Origin of the sequence: Enterobacter sp. kpr-6, from assembly GCF_900116015.1 — a bacterium.
Lineage (GTDB): Bacteria > Pseudomonadota > Gammaproteobacteria > Enterobacterales > Enterobacteriaceae > Enterobacter_D.
The window spans coordinates 196,915-214,559 of the sequence record NZ_FOYH01000005.1; the positions used below are offsets into that span (position 1 = coordinate 196,915).

At 60.3% G+C, this 17,645-nt stretch carries 13 protein-coding genes; 12 read left to right on the plus strand and 1 reads right to left on the minus strand.

Features of this window, described 5'->3' with window-relative positions:
* Nucleotides 1-103: 103 nt before the first annotated feature.
* The 7 genes from BM373_RS14315 (at nt 104) to crtB (ending at nt 11,760) form a co-directional block, all read left to right on the plus strand.
* The gene (locus BM373_RS14315; protein WP_090462503.1) at nt 104-4,717 is read left to right on the plus strand and encodes an ATP-dependent helicase; all 4,614 of its coding nucleotides are present in this window, start codon (nt 104-106) and stop codon (nt 4,715-4,717) included.
* 270 nt (nt 4,718-4,987) lie between these two features.
* Nucleotides 4,988-5,911, plus strand: coding sequence for a polyprenyl synthetase family protein (locus tag BM373_RS14320; RefSeq protein ID WP_090462637.1), 924 nt, complete (start codon nt 4,988-4,990; stop codon nt 5,909-5,911).
* Between the two features lie 18 nt (nt 5,912-5,929).
* The gene (gene fni / locus BM373_RS14325) at nt 5,930-6,973 is read left to right on the plus strand and encodes a type 2 isopentenyl-diphosphate Delta-isomerase (RefSeq protein WP_090462505.1); all 1,044 of its coding nucleotides are present in this window, start codon (nt 5,930-5,932) and stop codon (nt 6,971-6,973) included.
* Nucleotides 6,970-8,211, plus strand: a complete 1,242-nt coding sequence (locus BM373_RS14330) for a glycosyltransferase (protein ID WP_090462507.1) — start codon at nt 6,970-6,972, stop codon at nt 8,209-8,211. The genes fni and BM373_RS14330 overlap by 4 nt, the downstream gene beginning before the upstream one ends.
* On the plus strand, nt 8,208-9,359 hold the full coding sequence (gene crtY, locus BM373_RS14335; protein WP_090462508.1) for a lycopene beta-cyclase CrtY: 1,152 nt from the start codon (nt 8,208-8,210) through the stop codon (nt 9,357-9,359). Before BM373_RS14330 ends, crtY begins: the two co-directional genes overlap by 4 nt.
* Nucleotides 9,356-10,834, plus strand: coding sequence for a phytoene desaturase (locus tag BM373_RS14340; protein ID WP_090462510.1), 1,479 nt, complete (start codon nt 9,356-9,358; stop codon nt 10,832-10,834). The genes crtY and BM373_RS14340 overlap by 4 nt, the downstream gene beginning before the upstream one ends.
* Complete coding sequence (gene crtB, locus BM373_RS14345) at nt 10,831-11,760, plus strand: 15-cis-phytoene synthase CrtB (RefSeq protein ID WP_090462512.1); 930 nt, start codon at nt 10,831-10,833, stop codon at nt 11,758-11,760. The genes BM373_RS14340 and crtB overlap by 4 nt, the downstream gene beginning before the upstream one ends.
* Here the strand turns inward: crtB and BM373_RS14350 are convergent.
* A complete protein-coding gene (locus tag BM373_RS14350; RefSeq protein ID WP_090462514.1) occupies nt 11,699-12,226 on the minus strand; it encodes a sterol desaturase family protein in 528 nt (175 codons plus the stop codon). The two genes, crtB and BM373_RS14350, sit on opposite strands and share 62 nt — an antisense overlap.
* A gap of 279 nt (nt 12,227-12,505) precedes the next feature.
* Here BM373_RS14350 and BM373_RS14355 point away from each other — a divergent pair, with 279 nt between their 5' ends.
* From BM373_RS14355 to BM373_RS14375, 5 genes are all read left to right on the plus strand, one after another.
* Nucleotides 12,506-13,528 carry a methionine ABC transporter ATP-binding protein gene (locus BM373_RS14355; protein WP_090462516.1) on the plus strand — a complete coding sequence of 341 codons (1,023 nt, stop codon included), beginning with the start codon at nt 12,506-12,508 and terminating at the stop codon, nt 13,526-13,528.
* Nucleotides 13,521-14,189: a methionine ABC transporter permease gene (locus tag BM373_RS14360; protein ID WP_090462518.1), complete on the plus strand. Its 669-nt coding sequence runs from the start codon at nt 13,521-13,523 to the stop codon at nt 14,187-14,189. The genes BM373_RS14355 and BM373_RS14360 overlap by 8 nt, the downstream gene beginning before the upstream one ends.
* A gap of 27 nt (nt 14,190-14,216) precedes the next feature.
* Complete coding sequence (locus BM373_RS14365) at nt 14,217-15,029, plus strand: MetQ/NlpA family ABC transporter substrate-binding protein (RefSeq protein WP_090462520.1); 813 nt, start codon at nt 14,217-14,219, stop codon at nt 15,027-15,029.
* Nucleotides 15,030-15,185: 156 nt separating this feature from the next.
* Nucleotides 15,186-16,367, plus strand: a complete 1,182-nt coding sequence (locus BM373_RS14370) for an acetyl-CoA C-acetyltransferase (RefSeq protein ID WP_090462522.1) — start codon at nt 15,186-15,188, stop codon at nt 16,365-16,367.
* Nucleotides 16,368-16,816: 449 nt separating this feature from the next.
* Nucleotides 16,817-17,497: an oligogalacturonate-specific porin KdgM family protein gene (locus BM373_RS14375; RefSeq protein WP_090462524.1), complete on the plus strand. Its 681-nt coding sequence runs from the start codon at nt 16,817-16,819 to the stop codon at nt 17,495-17,497.
* Nucleotides 17,498-17,645 lie beyond the last annotated feature (148 nt).

Sequence of the window (17,645 nt, forward strand, 5' to 3'; positions counted from 1 at the left end):
CGTTACGCCTCGCAATTCCCTTGCTAACTGAAGGGTTAAAGACCTTTCAAAACAGGCGTAATGGGCTAACTTTGAGCTATCTCTTTTTGACCGCCTGGATGCCATGCACAACGATCACCCCAACGACGATCCCTTAAACCTTTTTGCCGCGCCGACCCGCGACTGGTTTGTGGCTGCATTTCGCGCACCGACCGGGGCCCAGTGCGAGGCGTGGCGGGCGATTGCCACGGGAAAGCCCAGTCTTATCGTCGCGCCCACCGGTTCCGGCAAAACGCTGGCGGCCTTTTTACATGCCATCGACGCGCTGTTTAAAGAGAAGGCGCACCCGCCTCAGAAGCCCGACAAAAAGAGCGCCACGCGCATTCTTTACATTTCGCCGATCAAAGCGCTGGCCACCGACGTGGAACGCAATCTGCGCATTCCCCTTGAAGGCGTCAGCGCGGAACGGCAGCGCCAGGGACTGTCGGCCACCCCGATCACCGTGGGTGTGCGTTCCGGGGATACGCCCACCGCTGAGCGGGCAAAACTTCTGCGCACGCCGCCGGATATCCTTATCACCACCCCAGAATCACTGTTTTTGCTGCTCACCTCCCAGGCGCGGGAGACGCTGCGCGGGATCAACACCATCATCGTCGATGAAGTTCACGCCATGGCCGGTTCCAAACGCGGGTCGCAACTGGCGCTGAGTCTGGAGCGCCTCGACGCCCTGCTCGCCGTTCCCGCCCAGCGCGTCGGGCTGTCGGCCACCGTGCATCCGGTGTCGCGCATCGCGGAATTTCTCGGCGGCAGCCAGCCGGTGACTCTCGTTAACCCGCCGTCCGGCAGAAAACTGGATCTGCGGGTCGTCGTGCCCGTCGAGGATATGACCGATATTCCGGGCCGCCCGGATGCGGGGGATTCCTCCGGGCGGGCAGGGGCGGGCGGCTCGATCTGGCCGCATGTTGAAGCGCGCATTCTCGACGAAGTGCTGGCGCGGCAATCAACCATCATCTTCACCAACACCCGTGGACTGGCGGAAAAGCTCACCGCCCGCCTCAATGAACTCTACGCGCTACGCCAGGGCGAACAGCCAGTGGTTGAGACTGCCGCGCTGCACTCCTTTTCCGGCGGCGTGGAAAAGCGCTCGGAGGGAGTGGGTGCATATATTGCCCGGTCGCACCACGGATCGGTGTCCAAAGAGCAGCGCAAGGAGATCGAATCGGCGCTGAAAGCGGGCGAATTACGCTGCGTGGTGGCGACCTCAAGCCTCGAACTGGGCATCGACATGGGGCTGGTGGATCTGGTGATCCAGGTCGGTGCGCCGCCGTCGGTGGCCAGCGCCTTGCAGCGCGTGGGCCGCGCCAGTCATCAGGTGGGCGGCACCTCGTCAGGGGTGATGTTTCCGCGTACCCGCCGCGATCTGGTGGACGCCACGGTGATCGTGCGGCGGATGCGGGAAAAACGGCTCGAAACCCTCACCCCGCCGCGCAATCCGCTGGACGTGCTCGCCCAGCAGACCATTGCCGCCGTCGCCATGGACACGCTGCGGGTGGATGAGTGGTACGACACCGTGCGCCGCGCCGATCCCTTTCGCACTCTGCCTCGCGCGGCCTTTGACGCCACGCTGGATATGCTGGCGGGGAAATATCCCTCGGACGCTTTCAGCCAGCTTCGCCCGCGCCTGATCTGGGATCGGGAAAACGATTTGTTGATGGCGCGCCCCGGTGCCCAGCACCTGGCGGTGACCAGCGGCGGCACCATCCCCGATCGCGGCATGTACACGGTGATCCTGCCTGAAGGCGAGGAGCAGGCGGGATCGCGGCGGGTGGGGGAGCTTGACGAAGAGATGGTGTTCGAATCGCGGGTTAACGACATCATCACCCTCGGCGCGACCTCCTGGCGCATCCAGCAGATCACCCACGATCAGGTGGTAGTAGTGCCTGCGCCTGGCCGTTCGGCGCGGCTACCGTTCTGGCGTGGCGAGGGCGTGGGCCGCCCGGCGGAACTGGGGGAAGCCATCGGTGAATTTCTGCGGGCGACAGGCTCGCAGCCGGAACCGGCGCTGCTTAACGCCCTGCAACGGGACGGACTGGACGCGAGCGCCGCGCAAAATCTTCTGACGCTGCTCCGTGAACAGCAGGAGGCCACCGGCATTCTGCCCACCGACCGGACGCTGGTGGTGGAGCGCTGCCGCGATGAAACCGGCGACTGGCGGGTGATCCTGCACTCGCCTTACGGCAAGCGGGTTCATGCGCCCTGGGCGCAGGCGATTGCCGACCGGATCCGTCTGCGGATGGGACTCGATCCGGCGATTGCCGCCAGTGACGACGGCATCATCGCCCGCTTCCCGGATACCGACGGCAGGGTGCCGGGCGCAGAGCTGTTTATTTTCGATCCCGACCGCCTGCAACGCGCTGTGGCGGAAGGCGTAGGCAACTCGGCGCTGTTTGCCGCCCGCTTTCGGGAGTGCGCCTCGCGCGCGCTGCTTCTGCCCCGGCGCTCGCCCGGCAAGCGTTCTCCCCTCTGGCAACAGCGGTTACGCGCCAGCCAGCTTCTGGCGGTGGCCCGCGAATATGCGGATTTTCCGGTGCTGCTGGAGACCGCCCGCGAATGTTTGCAGGATGTCTACGACCTGCCCGCGCTGCACCGCCTGATGGAGCGGGTGCAGCAGGGCGAGATCCAGCTTTGCGACGTGAACACCCAGACGCCGTCCCCCTTCGCCGCGCCGCTGCTGTTTGGCTACGTGGCGGAATTTATGTACGCCAGCGATGCGCCGCTGGCCGAACGCCAGGCGTCGATGCTGGCGCTCGACAGCAGCCTGCTCGGTGAACTGTTAGGCCAGACGGACATCAGCGAACTGCTCGATCCGGCTGTCGTCGTGCAGGTAGAAGAAGAACTGCAACACCGCGCCGCCGGGCGTCAGGCGGTGGGGATGGAAGGGCTGGTGGATCTGCTGCGCGATCTCGGCCCGCTTAGCGAAACAGAAATTATGCTGCGTACCGAAGAGACGCCCGACGCCTGTGCAGACCATTTGCGGGCGCTGGAGAAAGCCCGGCGAATCATCCGCGTGACTATTGCCGATGAAAAGCGCTGGGCGGTGGTTGAAGATGCCGCCCGGCTGCGCGATGCGCTCGGCACGCGCCTGCCGCCGTCGCTGCCCGCCGCGTTTCTGACGCCGCTGTCCGATCCCCTGCGCGATCTGCTGCGCCGCTACGCCCGCACTCATACCCTGTTTACCACCGCACAGGCGGCAGCGCATTTTGGCCTTGGCGTCGCGGTTGCCGGGGATGCGCTGACGGCGCTTCGCGAGCAGGGCACTCTGCTCTCCGGCAACTTCAGCCAGAGCGCGACCGCCGACGGCGAATGGGTCGCCAGCGAGGTGTTCCGTCGCCTGAAACTGCGATCGTTACAGGCTGCGCGCGAGGCAACCCGTCCGGTGGCGGTGCAGGCGTGGGTGATGCTGTTACTGGAGCGGCACGGGCTGGTCAGCGACGCCACCGCGCATACCGACGCGGCCCACGGCGCATACGAAGGCATTAACGGCGTGGCGCGGGTGATTGAGCAACTGGCGGGCGTGGCGCTGCCCGCCTCGATCTGGGAGGCGCAGATTTTCCCCGCCAGAGTTGCCGATTATCAGCCTGCGATGCTCGACGAACTGCTGGCGACCGGGGAGGCGATCTGGTCAGGGCATAAAGCGGCGGGCAAAAACGACGGACTGGTAGCGCTGCACCTGCGCGAGTTTGCCGCTGAAACGCTGACCCCGCCTGATGACGATCCTGACCGCCTCTCGCCGCGCCATCATGCGGTGCTGGCAGCGCTCGCGGACGGCGGGGCTTATTTCGCCTGGCAAATTCAGGCGCAACTGGCGGATACCGATCCGCAGGAAGTACAGGCCACGCTGTGGGATCTGGCGTGGCAGGGCTATGTGACCACCGATTCGTGGGTGGCGCTGCGGGGGCTGACCGGTCCGGCAGGCGTGACCAGTCGTCGTCCGTCGCGCGCGCTGCGCACCCGGCGCGGGCGGCTGGTGAGTTATACCAGCATGGGTGCGCGGGAGCGGCAGCCCGTCAGTACAGCCACGGTAGCGGGGCGCTGGTCGCGGATATTGCATGAACCGGTGGCCCCAACAATTCAGGCGCTGGCGCTGGCAGAAAATATGCTCGATCGCTACGGGATCATCACCCGGGGGGCGGCTGTGAGCGAGCAGATCCCCGGCGGTTTCCCGGCCCTGACGCCGCTGCTGCGCGGCATGGAAGACGCCGGGCGCATCCTGCGCGGTCATTTTGTAAAAGGGCTGGGCGGGGCGCAGTTTTCTGACACCGCGACCATCGACCGGCTGCGCATGATCGATGAAGCCCGACGCCAGGAGAGCGTGGCGGTGACGCTTTCCGCCCTCGATCCCGCCAGTCCGTTTGGCGCGATCACCGGCTGGCCGCCATGTGCGGCGACCAGCCGTCCCACCCGACGCAGCGGCGCGCTGGTGGTGATCTGGCGCGGCAGGCTGGTGCTTTATCTGGCGCAGGGCGGGAAGGAGTTGCTGACGTTTGACGATCAGGAGATGGCGCACTGGCAGAAAGCGGCGCTGACATCGCTGGCGACGGCGCTCGGACGGCGCAAACACGGCACCTTTACGCTTGAACTGGTCAACGGCAAACCTGTTGCCACCTCCCCGCTCGACCCCACCCTGCGCGCCGTCGGATTCTCCCGCGTGCCGAAAGGGTATAGCTGGTACGGGTGAAGCGGGTGATGAGATTTCCCCCTCACCCCGGCCCTCTCCCCATGGGAGAGGGGGAAAACCCAGCCCGCCGAACTATCCCCTCTCCCTCAGGGAGAGGGGCAAAGCCAGCCCGCCGAACTACTCCCTCTCCCTCAGGGAGAGGGCCGGGGTGAGGGTAGAGGTGAGGGTTTGTTTATTCAGTGTAAAAAACCTGTTGCGTTATGGCGCACCCCTCCGGCCCGGTCTACGTTTAAATCAACAAGTAAAGAAATTCTGATGGGTGATGTCGCAATGTTGAGCCGTAGTGATAGCGCTGTTTCGCACAATTGCGACCCGGGCGTACTAAAGAAGTCGATTGAAGACCATTTGCAGGCGCTGCTGCCGGAGCCGGAAAGCCATGACGTGGTGAGCCTGGCAATGCGTGAAAGCGTCATGGCCCCCGGAAAACGCATCCGACCGCTGTTGATGCTGCTGACCGCTCACGATCTCGGCTTTCGTGGCCCGAAGCACACGTTGCTGGATCTCGCCTGCGCGGTGGAGATGATCCACACCGCCTCGCTGGTGCTGGACGATATGCCCTGTATGGATAACGCCGATATGCGGCGCGGGCTGCCAACCACCCACAAAAAATTTGGTGAAAGCGTGGCGATCCTCGCCGCCATCGGTCTGCTGTCAAAAGCGTTCGGACTGGCTTCGGCAAGCCCGGAGCTGGCAGGAGAAAGCCGCGCCCAGGTGGTCAGCGAACTCTCCGGTGCGGTGGGTGTACAGGGGCTGGTGCTGGGGCAGTTCCGCGATCTCAGCGAGGGCCGTTCAGCCTGCTCAACCGAATCCATTCTTGATACCAACCATCTCAAAACCGGCATCCTGTTTAGCGCGATGCTGCAAATCATTGCCATCGTCAGCGGATCGGGCGATGTCACCCGGCAAAAATTACGCGAGTTTGCGCTGGATTTCGGCCAGGCGTTTCAGCTTATGGACGATCTGTGCGATAGCCACGCGACCACCGGTAAAGATCCGCATCAGGACGCGGGGAAATCAACGCTGGTCAATGTGCTGGGAAAAGATGCCGCGTATAAAAAGCTCCACGAACATATTCAGTCTGCGGATCGCCATTTAACCGTTGCCCACCTCCAGGGTAATGCCATCCGTCAGTTTATGCATGCATGGGTTGAAAACATCACGGCAATGAATACGCCGATCATGAAGATCGCCTGAATACCCAAGGAAGCAGGAATGAAAGAAGCCAGTCTGGTTCAGCGTAAGAACGATCATCTGGATATCGTGCTCGATCCCCGCCGCGCGCAATCAACGGTCACGTCGGGATTTGAGCACTGGCGTTTTACCCACTGCGCGCTGCCGGAACTGGATTACGCCGCCATCGATCTCTCCACCTCACTGTTTAATAAACGTCTTGATGCTCCGCTGCTGATCAGTTCCATGACCGGCGGCGCGGCGCGTTCCGGGGAGATTAACCGCCATCTGGCACAAGCGGCGCAGGCGCTGAATATTGCGATGGGCGTCGGTTCGCAGCGCGTGGCGCTGGAAAGTCGCTACGACAGCGGGCTGGATAAATCGCTGCGCCAGTTAGCGCCGTCGATTCCGCTGCTGGCGAATCTGGGGGCGGCACAGCTTTCCGGCGCGCAGGGGCTGGATTATGCCCGCCGTGCGGTGGAGATGATTGAAGCCGATGCGCTGATCGTCCATCTCAACCCGCTTCAGGAGGCGCTCCAGCCCGGTGGTGACCGCGACTGGTGCGGGCGGCTGGCGGCGATTGCCGCCGTGGTGCGCGCGCTGCCGGTGCCGGTGGTGGTCAAAGAGGTGGGCGCGGGGATTTCACCGCAGGTGGCGGGGCAGTTGATTGATGTCGGCGTATCAATGATTGACGTCGCGGGCGCGGGCGGCACCAGTTGGGCTGCCGTCGAAGGCGAACGGGCGACATCCCGCCATCAGCGGGATGTGGCGAAGGTCTTTGCCGGGTGGGGCATTCCTACCGCCGACGCCCTGACGGGGATCTGCACCGCCTATCCGCAGGTGCCGGTGATCGCGTCCGGTGGTATCCAGAATGGCGTTGACGCCGCGAAAGCGATCCGCCTGGGCGCGTCGCTGGTCGGTCAGGCCGCCGCCGTACTCGGCAGCGCGGGCGCATCGACGGAAGAGGTTATCGACCATTTTAACGTGCTGATCGAACAACTCCGGGTGGCCTGTTTCTGCACCGGCAGCGCCAACCTGACCGCGCTGAAAAACGCCGAACTGCACAAGATCCAGGGCGGCGTATGAGTCATTTTGCGGTGGTTGCACCGCCGCTGTTCAGTCATTTACAAGCGATGCGCGCGCTGGCGCACCAGCTTGTCAGTCGTGGGCATCGCGTGACCTTTATCGCCGAAGGGGAGGGGGACGATTTTTACCCCCTTTCACCGGCGCTGCGTGACGCCCAGCGCGAGGTGACGCACACCAGCGCCGGGCATCTGTTTCGGGTGATTGGCGCGCTCTCCCGGCTGACGGACGTTTTATGCCAGCAGTTGCCGGACATCGTGCAGCGGCTGGCGGTGGATGCGCTGATTGTCGATCAGATGGAGCCTGCCGGGGGCCTGGTGGCCCAGGCGCTGGGCCTGCCTTATATCTCGGTGGCGTGCGCGCTGCCGGTCAACCGCGAGCCGCACTATCCGCTGCCGGTGATGCCGTTTAACTACCGCCAGGATGAGAAAGCGCAGCGGTTGTACCACGCCAGCGAACGTATTTATGACCGCCTGATGCAGCCGCACGGGCGCGTTATTGCTCATCATGCTCAACGCTTTGGCCTGTCGCCGCGCCAGCGCCTCGACGAATGTTTATCGCCGCTGCTGCAAATCGCCCAGTGCATTCCGGCGCTTGATTTCCCCCGTCATCAGCCGCCCGCCTGTTTTCATTATGTGGGTGCGCTCCGGGATACCCCGCCGGTGGCGGTAAAAAGTCATCCACGGGCGGTGCCGCCGCGTGCCTGGGCCTCGCTCGGCACGCTTCAGGGCCATCGCGCCGGCCTGTTTCACAAAATCGCTGCCGCCTGTCAGGACGTGGGGGCGAAAGTGATGATCGCCCATTGCGACGGGCTGACCGACGCCGAGGTGGAATCGCTCTATCGCAGCGGAGCCAGCGCGGTGCGCGGCTTTGTCGATCAGCCTGCGGCGATCCGCGATGCCGATGTGGTGATCACCCACGGCGGGCTGAACACCGTGCTTGATGCCATCGCAGCGGCGACCCCGCTGCTGGCGATCCCCATTACGTTCGATCAGCCTGCGGTGGCGGCGCGCGTGGCGTACAGCCAGATTGGGCGGCGCGTCTCACGCTTTGCCACCCGCAGCCACATGGCGAAGCAGCTCGACGCCTTACTCAATGACGATCGCTACCGCCAGCGCATCACCGCCGCCTGCGAGCAGTTGCGCAGAGCCGGAGGCGCGCCCCACGCGGCCTCGCTGATCGAACAGGCGATAACTCCATTTCGCCCGACACACCCGCTACGGAGCATGGAACTACGGTGAGGGATCTGATTCTGGTTGGCGGCGGGCTGGCAAACGGCCTGATCGCCTGGCGCTTAAAACAGCGCTGGCCCGCGCTTAACGTCTTAATGATTGAATCCGGCCCGGCGGCGGGCGGCAATCACACCTGGTCATTTCATCATGACGATCTCAATGCGACGCAGCACGCCTGGATTGCGCCGCTGGTGGCCCACGCCTGGAAAGGCTATGACGTGCACTTTCCCGCCTTTACGCGCCATCTGCCCGGCGGCTATTACTCGGTCACCTCCGCGCACTTCGCCGACTGTCTGGCGCAGGCGCTGGGCGACAATCTGTGGCTGAACTGCGAGGTCACGGCGCTCACCCCGGACAGCGTGACGCTGGCGAGCGGCGAGCAGATCCCCGCGCGGGCGGTGATCGACGGGCGGGGAATGCAGCCGGATGCGAATCTGTACACCGGCTATCAGGTGTTTGTCGGTCAGGAGTGGCAGCTTGATGCGCCGCACGGCCTGACCGCGCCGATCATCATGGACGCGACGGTGGCGCAAACTCAGGGCTACCGTTTTGTTTATACGCTGCCGCTCTCCCCGGACACCCTGCTGATTGAAGACACGCGCTACGCCGACAGCCCGCAGCTTTCGCTGCCCGCGCTGCGCGAAACGATCGGTGAATACGCGGCGGCAAAACAGTGGTCGTTGCGCACCCTGCAACGTGAAGAATCCGGCTGTCTGCCGATTACGCTTTCCGGGGATATCACCGCTTTCTGGCAGACCGCCCACGGGCAGCCGCGCGCCGGACTGCGTGCCGGGCTGTTTCATCCGACCACCGGCTATTCGCTGCCGCAGGCGGCGGCGCTGGCGGATCGGATTGCCGCCCACGTACCCTTTGACGCGGCCAGCCTGTTCGCGCTGACGCGTGAATTATCCATGCAGAACTGGCGGGCGCAGGGCTATTTCCGCCTGCTCAACCGGATGCTGTTTCTGGCCGGGAAAAGTGAAAACCGCTGGCGGGTGATGCAGCGTTTTTACACCCTGCCGGATGCCACTGTTGCGCGGTTCTACGCCGGCAAACTGACGTGGCGCGACAAAGCCCGCATTTTAACAGGAAAGCCCCCGGTACCGCCGGGCGAGGCGTTACGCGCGGCGTTTACCTTTCAACGAGGGATCAAATGAAAAAAGCGGTCATTATTGGCGCAGGATTTGGCGGACTGGCACTGGCGATCCGCCTGCAGGCAGCGGGCATTCCCACCGTGGTGCTTGAGCAGCGCGATAAGCCCGGTGGACGGGCGTATGTGTATCAGGATCAGGGCTTCACCTTTGACGCCGGGCCGACGGTGATCACCGATCCCAGCGCTCTTGAAGAACTCTTTACCCTGGCGGGAAAACGTCTGGCGGATTATGTCACGCTGCTGCCGGTGAAGCCGTTTTACCGCCTGTGCTGGGAGAGCGGCAAAACGCTGGATTACGATAACGATTCGGCGGGGCTGGAGGCGCAGATCGCCCGCTTTAATCCGCGCGATGTGGAAGGCTACCGCAAGTTTCTCGCCTATTCGCAGGCGGTGTTCCAGGAAGGCTATCTGCGTCTGGGGACGGTGCCATTTTTGTCGTTCCGCGACATGCTGAGTGTCGGGCCGCAGCTACTGAAATTGCAGGCGTGGCAGAGCGTATACCAGGCGGTGTCGCGCTTTATTGAGGATGAGCATCTGCGGCAGGCGTTTTCTTTTCACTCGCTGCTGGTGGGCGGTAATCCTTTTGCCACATCTTCTATATATACCTTGATCCATGCGCTTGAGCGGGAGTGGGGCGTCTGGTTTCCCAAAGGCGGCACCGGCGCGCTGGTTGACGGCATGGTGCGGCTGTTCCGCGATCTCGGCGGCGAACTGGAGCTTAACGCTAAGGTAACGCAGATCGAGGTGCAGGATAACCGCGCCCGTCAGGTGACGCTGGCAGATGGCCGTACCTTTGCCGCCAGTGCGGTGGCTTCTAATGGCGATGTAGTTAACACCTATAAAAAGCTGCTCGGAAAGTCGGCCATCGGGCAGAAGCGGGCCACAACGCTTACGCGCAAAAAAATGAGCAACTCGTTATTTGTGCTCTATTTTGGCCTTAACCAGCCGCACCCGCAGCTTGCGCATCACACCATCTGTTTTGGCCCGCGCTATGAGGCGCTGATCCATGACATTTTTAACGGCGCGACGCTGGCTGACGATTTTTCGCTTTACCTGCACTCGCCCTGCGTGACCGATCCGACGCTCGCGCCGCCGGGCTGCGGCAGTTTTTACGTGCTCGCCCCGGTGCCGCATCTGGGTAATGCGCCGCTGGACTGGTCAGTGGAAGGCCCCCGCCTGCGGGAGCGGATTTTTGATTATCTGGAAGCGCGCTATATGCCGGGCCTGCGCGAGCAACTGGTGACGCACCGGATGTTTACCCCGGCGGATTTCCGCGACACCCTGGATGCGCATCTCGGATCGGCGTTTTCGCTGGAACCGCTGCTCACCCAGAGCGCCTGGTTCCGGCCGCACAACCGCGACAGCGACATCACCAATCTTTACCTGGTGGGCGCGGGGACGCACCCCGGCGCAGGCGTCCCCGGCGTCGTCGGCTCGGCAAAGGCCACCGCCCGTTTAATGCTGGAGGATTTACAATGAGCACGCAGACGTTACTCGACCACGCGACGCACACCATGGCGGCAGGCTCCAACAGCTTTGCCGCCGCCGCGAAGCTCTTTGATCCGCAAACGCGCCGCAGCGTGCTGATGCTCTATACCTGGTGCCGCCATTGTGATGACGTGATTGACGATCAAACCCTGGGGATGCAGGGATCAGAACTCGACGAAGAGCAGGCGCAAAAGCGGCTGGCACTGCTGCGCATCGCCACGCTTCAGGCTTACGAAGGGCTGAAGATGGAGGAACCGGCGTTCGCGGCGTTTCAGGAAGTGGCGCTGATGCACGATATTCCCTCCCGGCTGGCGTTCGATCATCTCGACGGCTTTGCCATGGATGTGGCGGGCGCGCGTTACGACACGCTCAATGACACGCTGCGCTACTGCTATCACGTGGCGGGCGTGGTGGGGCTGATGATGGCGAAGGTTATGGGTGTGCACGATGAACGGGTGCTCGATCGCGCCTGCGATTTGGGGCTGGCGTTTCAGTTGACCAATATCGCCCGCGACATTATCGACGATGCCGCCGTGGGCCGCTGCTATCTCCCGGCACAATGGCTGCACGAGGCGGGGCTGACGCCGGACAATTACGCCCTGCGCGAGAACCGGCTGGCGCTGGCGCACGTTGCCGCGCGGCTCATCGACGCTGCCGAACCCTATTACGCGTCGGCGCTGGCGGGCGTTGGCGCACTGCCGCCGCGTTGTGCGCTGGCAATCACTACCGCGCGCAGCGTGTACCGGGAAATCGGCGTGAAAGTGAAAGCGGCGGGGGCGCGGGCCTGGGAGACACGGGCGCGCACCAGTAAAAGCGAGAAAATCGCCCTGCTGATGGCCGCGCCCGGCCAGGTGGCTATGGCGAAGATGAAGGCGGTGGTGCCTCGCGCTGCGGATCTGTGGCAGCGTCCTGTTTAGGGCGGCGGGCATGTCGCCTGCGCAATTCGGCCTGAAGATCGGACGGCTTGCTGGCATATAAAAAGCCGAAGGAGACGCAGTCTTTGCGCCCGCGTACCGCATGATGCAGCCGGTGCGCCTGATACAACCGCTTTAAATACCCTTTGCGCGGCACCCAGTGAAACGGCCAGCGCTGATGCACCAGCCCGTCATGTACAAGAAAATAGAGCGCCCCGTATGCGGTCATCCCGGCACCAATCCACTGTAACGGCCAGACGCCCATGGTGCCGACGGCAATCAGCGCAATCGCTACCAGCGCAAAAATCACCGCAAACAGATCGTTAAGTTCGAACCAGCCCGTGCGCGGCGTATGGTGCGATTCGTGCCAGCGCCAGGCGAAGCCATGCATGATGTAGCGGTGCGTAAAGGCGGCGATGCCTTCCATTGCGATGATACTTATCACCACGATTAAAGCGTTAATCCACATAGCGGGAGGGTTCTCCTTTGAGCAGCCAGGATTAAGCATAGTCGCTGGTTGCGGCGGCGCGCGGGGCTTTACCTCCCTTTTATTAAGGCAGGGCGGGCTTATTGCATTTTCTGGCAATGCATTGCCGGATAAATTCGCAGCGCTTAAACGCAGACCTGACGCCATTTAGAACAAAAAGTTATAACTCATATCAATATTTCTATTTCAAAAATAATTGCGGCTGATTATTATCTTCCAGACATCCATACTGCTAAACCGCCAAACGGACAAAACAACAATATGATCGTCCTGAGTAATATTTCTAAGATTTTCGACCATGGAAAGGTGCCGATCACCGCCGTGGACAGCGTTAACTTGACGATTGAGCAGGGGCAAATTTACGGCATTATCGGTTACAGCGGCGCGGGTAAAAGCACGCTGATCCGGTTGCTGAACGGGCTGGAAAAACCGACCTCCGGTAGCGTGACGATTAACGGCCATGATATTTCTGCCGCCCGTGGCGAAGCGCTGCGCCAGGCCCGCCTGAAAATCAGCATGGTGTTCCAGCACTTTAACTTGCTGTGGTCGCGCACGGTGGCAGAAAACATCGCGTTTTCCATGCAGATCGCGGGCGCGTCGAAAGCGGCGATCAACGCCCGCGTCAGCGAACTGGTCGAGCTGGTGGGGCTGACCGGCCGCGAAAATGCGTACCCGTCGCAGCTAAGCGGCGGGCAAAAACAGCGTGTCGGCATCGCCCGCGCGCTGGCGAACAATCCTGACGTACTGTTATGCGATGAGGCGACGTCAGCGCTCGATCCACAAACCACCGATCAGATCCTCGATCTGCTGCTGGATATTAACCGCCGTTTCAAACTGACGATTGTGCTTATCACCCATGAGATGCATGTGGTGCGCAAGATTTGCGACCGCGTGGCGGTGATGGAGAACGGCAAAGTGGTGGAAGAGGGCGATGTGATTAACGTCTTCACCCATCCGCAGCAGCCGATCACCCGCCAGTTTGTGCGCCAGGTGAGCCAGTATGCGGAAGAAGAAGCCTTTAACCCGGAACTGGCGAACGAGCAGCACGGCAGCGTGATCAAGTTGACCTTTACCGGACACAGCACGCACCAGCCGGTTGTCGGCGAACTGACCCTGCGCTATGGCCTGCCGTTTAACATTCTGCACGGCAAAATGACGCAAACCGCGCACGGCGTGTTCGGGCAACTGTGGGTGCAGGTGGTGGCAAATGATGAACAACTGAACAATATCCTCGCAGATTTGCGCACAAGCGATATTGAAGGCGAGGTGATTAAACATGGCTGAGAACTTACTGCCGCATCTGAAGTGGGATCAACTGTGGGCCGCCACGCTTGAAACCTTATATATGACCGCGCTCTCCGGCGTGGCGACCTTCGCACTCGGCATCGTGCTGGGGCTGGCGCTGTTTCTGACCGCCAAAGGCGGACTGTTCCAGAACAAGCCGGTTTACAGCGTGATTTCGCTGATCGTGAACGTGTTCCGCTCGATCCCGTTCATTATCTTGATTGTGCTGCTAATCCCTTTCACCAAGACGCTGATCGGCACCATTCTCGGCGCAAACGCCGCGCTGCCGGCGCTGATTGTCGGGGCCGCGCCGTTTTATGCGCGTCTGGTGGAAATCGCCCTGCGTGAAGTGGACAAAGGGGTGATTGAAGCGACGCGTTCCATGGGCGCACGTCTCAGTACCCTTGTTTTCCGGGTGTTAATCCCTGAATCCTCGCCTGCGCTGGTGTCCGGTATTACCGTGACGCTGATTGCGCTGGTGAGCTACAGCGCCATGGCCGGGGTGATCGGCGCAGGCGGTTTAGGAAATCTTGCTTATCTGGAAGGATTCCAGCGTAACCACAACGACGTCACGCTGGTGGCGACGGTGACTATCTTAATCATCGTCTTCATCATTCAGTTCTGCGGCGACGTGGTGACTTCTCTGTTAGACAAACGCTAAACATAACAATTATTGGAAACCAACATCATGAACAAAACACTGACACTGATCGCCGCCGCAACCTTAAGCGCCCTGAGCTTTGCTTCCTGGGCGGATACTCTGACCGTTGGCGCGTCTAACGTGCCGCACGCCGAAATTCTGGAGCAGGCGAAGCCGATTCTGGCAAAAGAGGGTATCGATCTGGAAATCCGTCCGTTCCAGGATTACATCCTGCCGAACACGGCGCTGGCCAGCCGCGACATCGACGCTAACTACTTCCAGCACATTCCTTACCTGAACAGCGTGCTGAAAGATCATGAAGGCGACAAAACGTATGATTTCGTCAATGCGGGCGCGATCCACATTGAGCCGATTGGCATTTACTCCAAAAAATACAAATCGCTGAAAGATCTGCCGGAAGGCGGGAAAATCATCATGCGTGACGCAGTGGCAGAAGAAGGCCGTATCCTCTCTATCTTTGAAAAAGAGGGCGTGATCAAGCTGAAGCCGGGCGTGAGCAAAGTGAATGCGCGCATCAGCGACATCGTGGAAAACCCGAAAAAACTGCAGTTCCTGCCGAACGTGGAAGGTTCTCTGCTGCCGCAGATGTATAACAACGACGAAGGCGATGCGGTGGTGATCAACGCCAACTACGCTATCGACGCGGGCCTGGACCCGGTGAAAGATCCGGTGGCGGTAGAAAGCGGTGAAAACAACCCGTATGCCAACATTATTACCGTGCATCGCGGCGACGAGAAGAAAAAAGATATCGTGGCGCTGGTGAACGTGCTGCACTCCAAAGAAATCCAGGACTGGATCCGCACCAAATACAAAGGCGCGGTGATCCCGGTTAACAACTAATTTTGCCTCGAACGCGGTAGCGCCCGCTGCCGCGTTTTTCCCTCGTGATGTCGTATGAAAATCCTCTGTGATAACTCTCACCAATTTTAAACAATTCAGAAAATAAGTTTTAACAATACTCTACTATTGCCGGGTCGATTTGAGCCGGGGTATGAGATGAAAGATGTCGTGATTGTCGGGGCGGTGCGAACGCCTATCGGCTGTTTTCAGGGCGCGTTGTCCCGCCATTCTGCGGTTGATCTCGGCAGTCTGGTGGTCAAAGCGCTGATTGAACGCAGCGGCGTACTGCCTTCGCATATTGATGAAGTGATTTTAGGCCAGGTGCTGACCGCCGGAGCCGGGCAAAACCCTGCCCGTCAGACGGCGATCAAAGGCGGCCTGCCGAATACGGTGTCAGCGATCACCATCAACGACGTCTGCGGTTCGGGGCTGAAGGCGCTGCATCTGGCGACGCAGGCGATCCAGTGCGGCGAGGCCGATATTGTGATTGCCGGTGGTCAGGAGAATATGAGCCGTGCGCCGCATGTGCTGACCGACAGCCGTACCGGTGCGCAGCTCGGCAACAGCCAGCTGGTGGACAGTCTGGTGCATGACGGGCTGTGGGACGCGTTTAACGATTACCATATGGGCGTGACGGCGGAGAATCTGGCGCGGGAGTACGGCATCAGCCGCGAGCGTCAGGATGCGTATGCTTTAAGCTCGCAGCATAAAGCGCGCGCGGCGATTGATGCCGGGCGTTTTCGCGATGAAATCGTGCCGGTGAAGGTCAGTCGTCAGGACGGGCAGTGGCAGTGGGTGGAATCTGATGAACAGCCGCGCACCGATGCCAGCGCCGAAGGACTGGCCGGACTCAGCCCGGCCTTTGAAATGAGCGGATCGGTGACGGCGGGCAACGCCTCATCCATTAATGATGGCGCGGCGGCGGTGCTGATGATGAGCGAAAGCAAGGCGCTGGAGATGGATCTGCCGATCATGGCGCGCATCCGGGCGTTTGCCAGCGTCGGCGTGGACCCGGCGCTGATGGGGATCGCGCCGGTGTACGCCACCCGCCGCTGTCTTGAACGTGCCGGGTGGCAGTTGCAGGATGTCGATCTGATCGAAGCCAACGAAGCCTACGCGGCGCAGGCGCTGTCGGTGGGGCAGATTCTGGAGTGGGATGAACGCCGGGTGAATGTCAACGGCGGGGCGATTGCGCTCGGGCATCCGATTGGCGCGTCCGGCTGCCGTATTCTGGTGTCGCTGGTGCATGAGATGGTCAAACGCCGGGCGCATAAGGGGCTGGCGACGCTGTGTATTGGCGGTGGTCAGGGCGTGGCGCTGGCGATTGAACGCGACTGACGGCGGTTCTTAGCCGGGTAGCGCTGCGCGACCCGGCCTGAGGATACGCACCGGACATAATATTATTTTACCCAGGCAAATTCTCATTAATGACCTACTCTTTAAATGGCAACTCCCGCTGCAAATAGCTGCGTAATGCACTTGCTAATAATATCCCTCTCTTAATATCACTCTGGTTATTATTTTCCCGCTAATTTTATTGATTTGCGTAAAGTCTCATTTTATTCGTTTTAAATAAAATGAAATCAAAGCAAAGCGCCTTTTTCGTGTGATCTGTATCTTTATTTATGGGCTTAAATGCGCATTTTTATTGATGCGCATCACGCTGTTTTTCACCCGATTTTTAAAAGCAGATAATTACGATCCGGATCACTAAAACAAAGAGACAATATAAATAAAATCTAGTTTCATAAAAACGGAACGATATTTTATTATTTTGAGGGTTTCTCATGTTTAAAAAATCTCTGGTCCTTGCGTCTCTTATTAGTGCATCTTTCGCCGCTCAGGCGGTTACGGTTGATCTGCGTCATGAATACAAAGACAGCGGTAGCAATGCAGATCGCGTTGCGGTTTCACACCGTTTTGATAACGGCCTCGGTTTCGGGGTAGAAGCAAAATGGAAAACGGGCGGCGATGATGAAAATCGTCCGTTTAACGAAATCGTCGGCAACGGTCACGAAGAATCTATCAACTGGCGCTGGAAAGCGACGGACAATATTGCGCTGACACCAGGCTTCAATATTGAAAGTAAAGACAATAGCTCCATCTACAAACCGTATCTGCACGCGCAATACAGCTTTGATAACGGCTTCTACATTGCAGCCCGTTACCGTTACGAATACACCCGTATCCCTAACGGCGCGGCAGTAGACGATAAAGTGAATAAAGTGGATACCTGGGTAGGTTGGGCGATGGGCGACTGGCGCACTGAGCTGAACTATGTTTATGCGAAAAGCGCTGAAGACCAGATCCGCGAAGATAACAAAACCTACTCCAACGAATATAACGTTAAGCTGGCTTATAAGTGGGATAAAAACTGGTCCCCATACGGTGAAGTCGGTAACGTCGGTGTGAAAACCACCGATGAACGTCAGACCCGTTTCCGCGTAGGCGTGGCGTACTCTTTCTAATTTATCCTTACCCTCATGAGAAACCCCGGAGTATTTGGCCGGGGTTTTCTCGTGTCTGTTATTTAATATTAAAATAACCCGGTTATTCTGTTAATAAATTGTATTAGTTGGATGGGGTTATTCTTAAGGTGGAATAAGGTATCGGCAG

Excerpts from the sequence above, each read along its gene's own strand:
- BM373_RS14315 (WP_090462503.1), top strand. The coding sequence starts at position 104 with ATGCACAACGATCACCCCAACGACGATCCCTTAAACCTTTTTGCCGCG.
- BM373_RS14320 (WP_090462637.1), top strand. The coding sequence starts at position 4,988 with ATGTTGAGCCGTAGTGATAGCGCTGTTTCGCACAATTGCGACCCGGGC.
- fni (WP_090462505.1), top strand. The coding sequence starts at position 5,930 with ATGAAAGAAGCCAGTCTGGTTCAGCGTAAGAACGATCATCTGGATATC.
- BM373_RS14330 (WP_090462507.1), top strand. The coding sequence starts at position 6,970 with ATGAGTCATTTTGCGGTGGTTGCACCGCCGCTGTTCAGTCATTTACAA.
- BM373_RS14340 (WP_090462510.1), top strand. The coding sequence starts at position 9,356 with ATGAAAAAAGCGGTCATTATTGGCGCAGGATTTGGCGGACTGGCACTG.
- crtB (WP_090462512.1), top strand. The coding sequence starts at position 10,831 with ATGAGCACGCAGACGTTACTCGACCACGCGACGCACACCATGGCGGCA.
- BM373_RS14350 (WP_090462514.1), bottom strand. The coding sequence starts at position 12,226 with ATGTGGATTAACGCTTTAATCGTGGTGATAAGTATCATCGCAATGGAA.
- BM373_RS14355 (WP_090462516.1), top strand. The coding sequence starts at position 12,506 with ATGATCGTCCTGAGTAATATTTCTAAGATTTTCGACCATGGAAAGGTG.
- BM373_RS14360 (WP_090462518.1), top strand. The coding sequence starts at position 13,521 with ATGGCTGAGAACTTACTGCCGCATCTGAAGTGGGATCAACTGTGGGCC.
- BM373_RS14365 (WP_090462520.1), top strand. The coding sequence starts at position 14,217 with ATGAACAAAACACTGACACTGATCGCCGCCGCAACCTTAAGCGCCCTG.
- BM373_RS14370 (WP_090462522.1), top strand. The coding sequence starts at position 15,186 with ATGAAAGATGTCGTGATTGTCGGGGCGGTGCGAACGCCTATCGGCTGT.
- BM373_RS14375 (WP_090462524.1), top strand. The coding sequence starts at position 16,817 with ATGTTTAAAAAATCTCTGGTCCTTGCGTCTCTTATTAGTGCATCTTTC.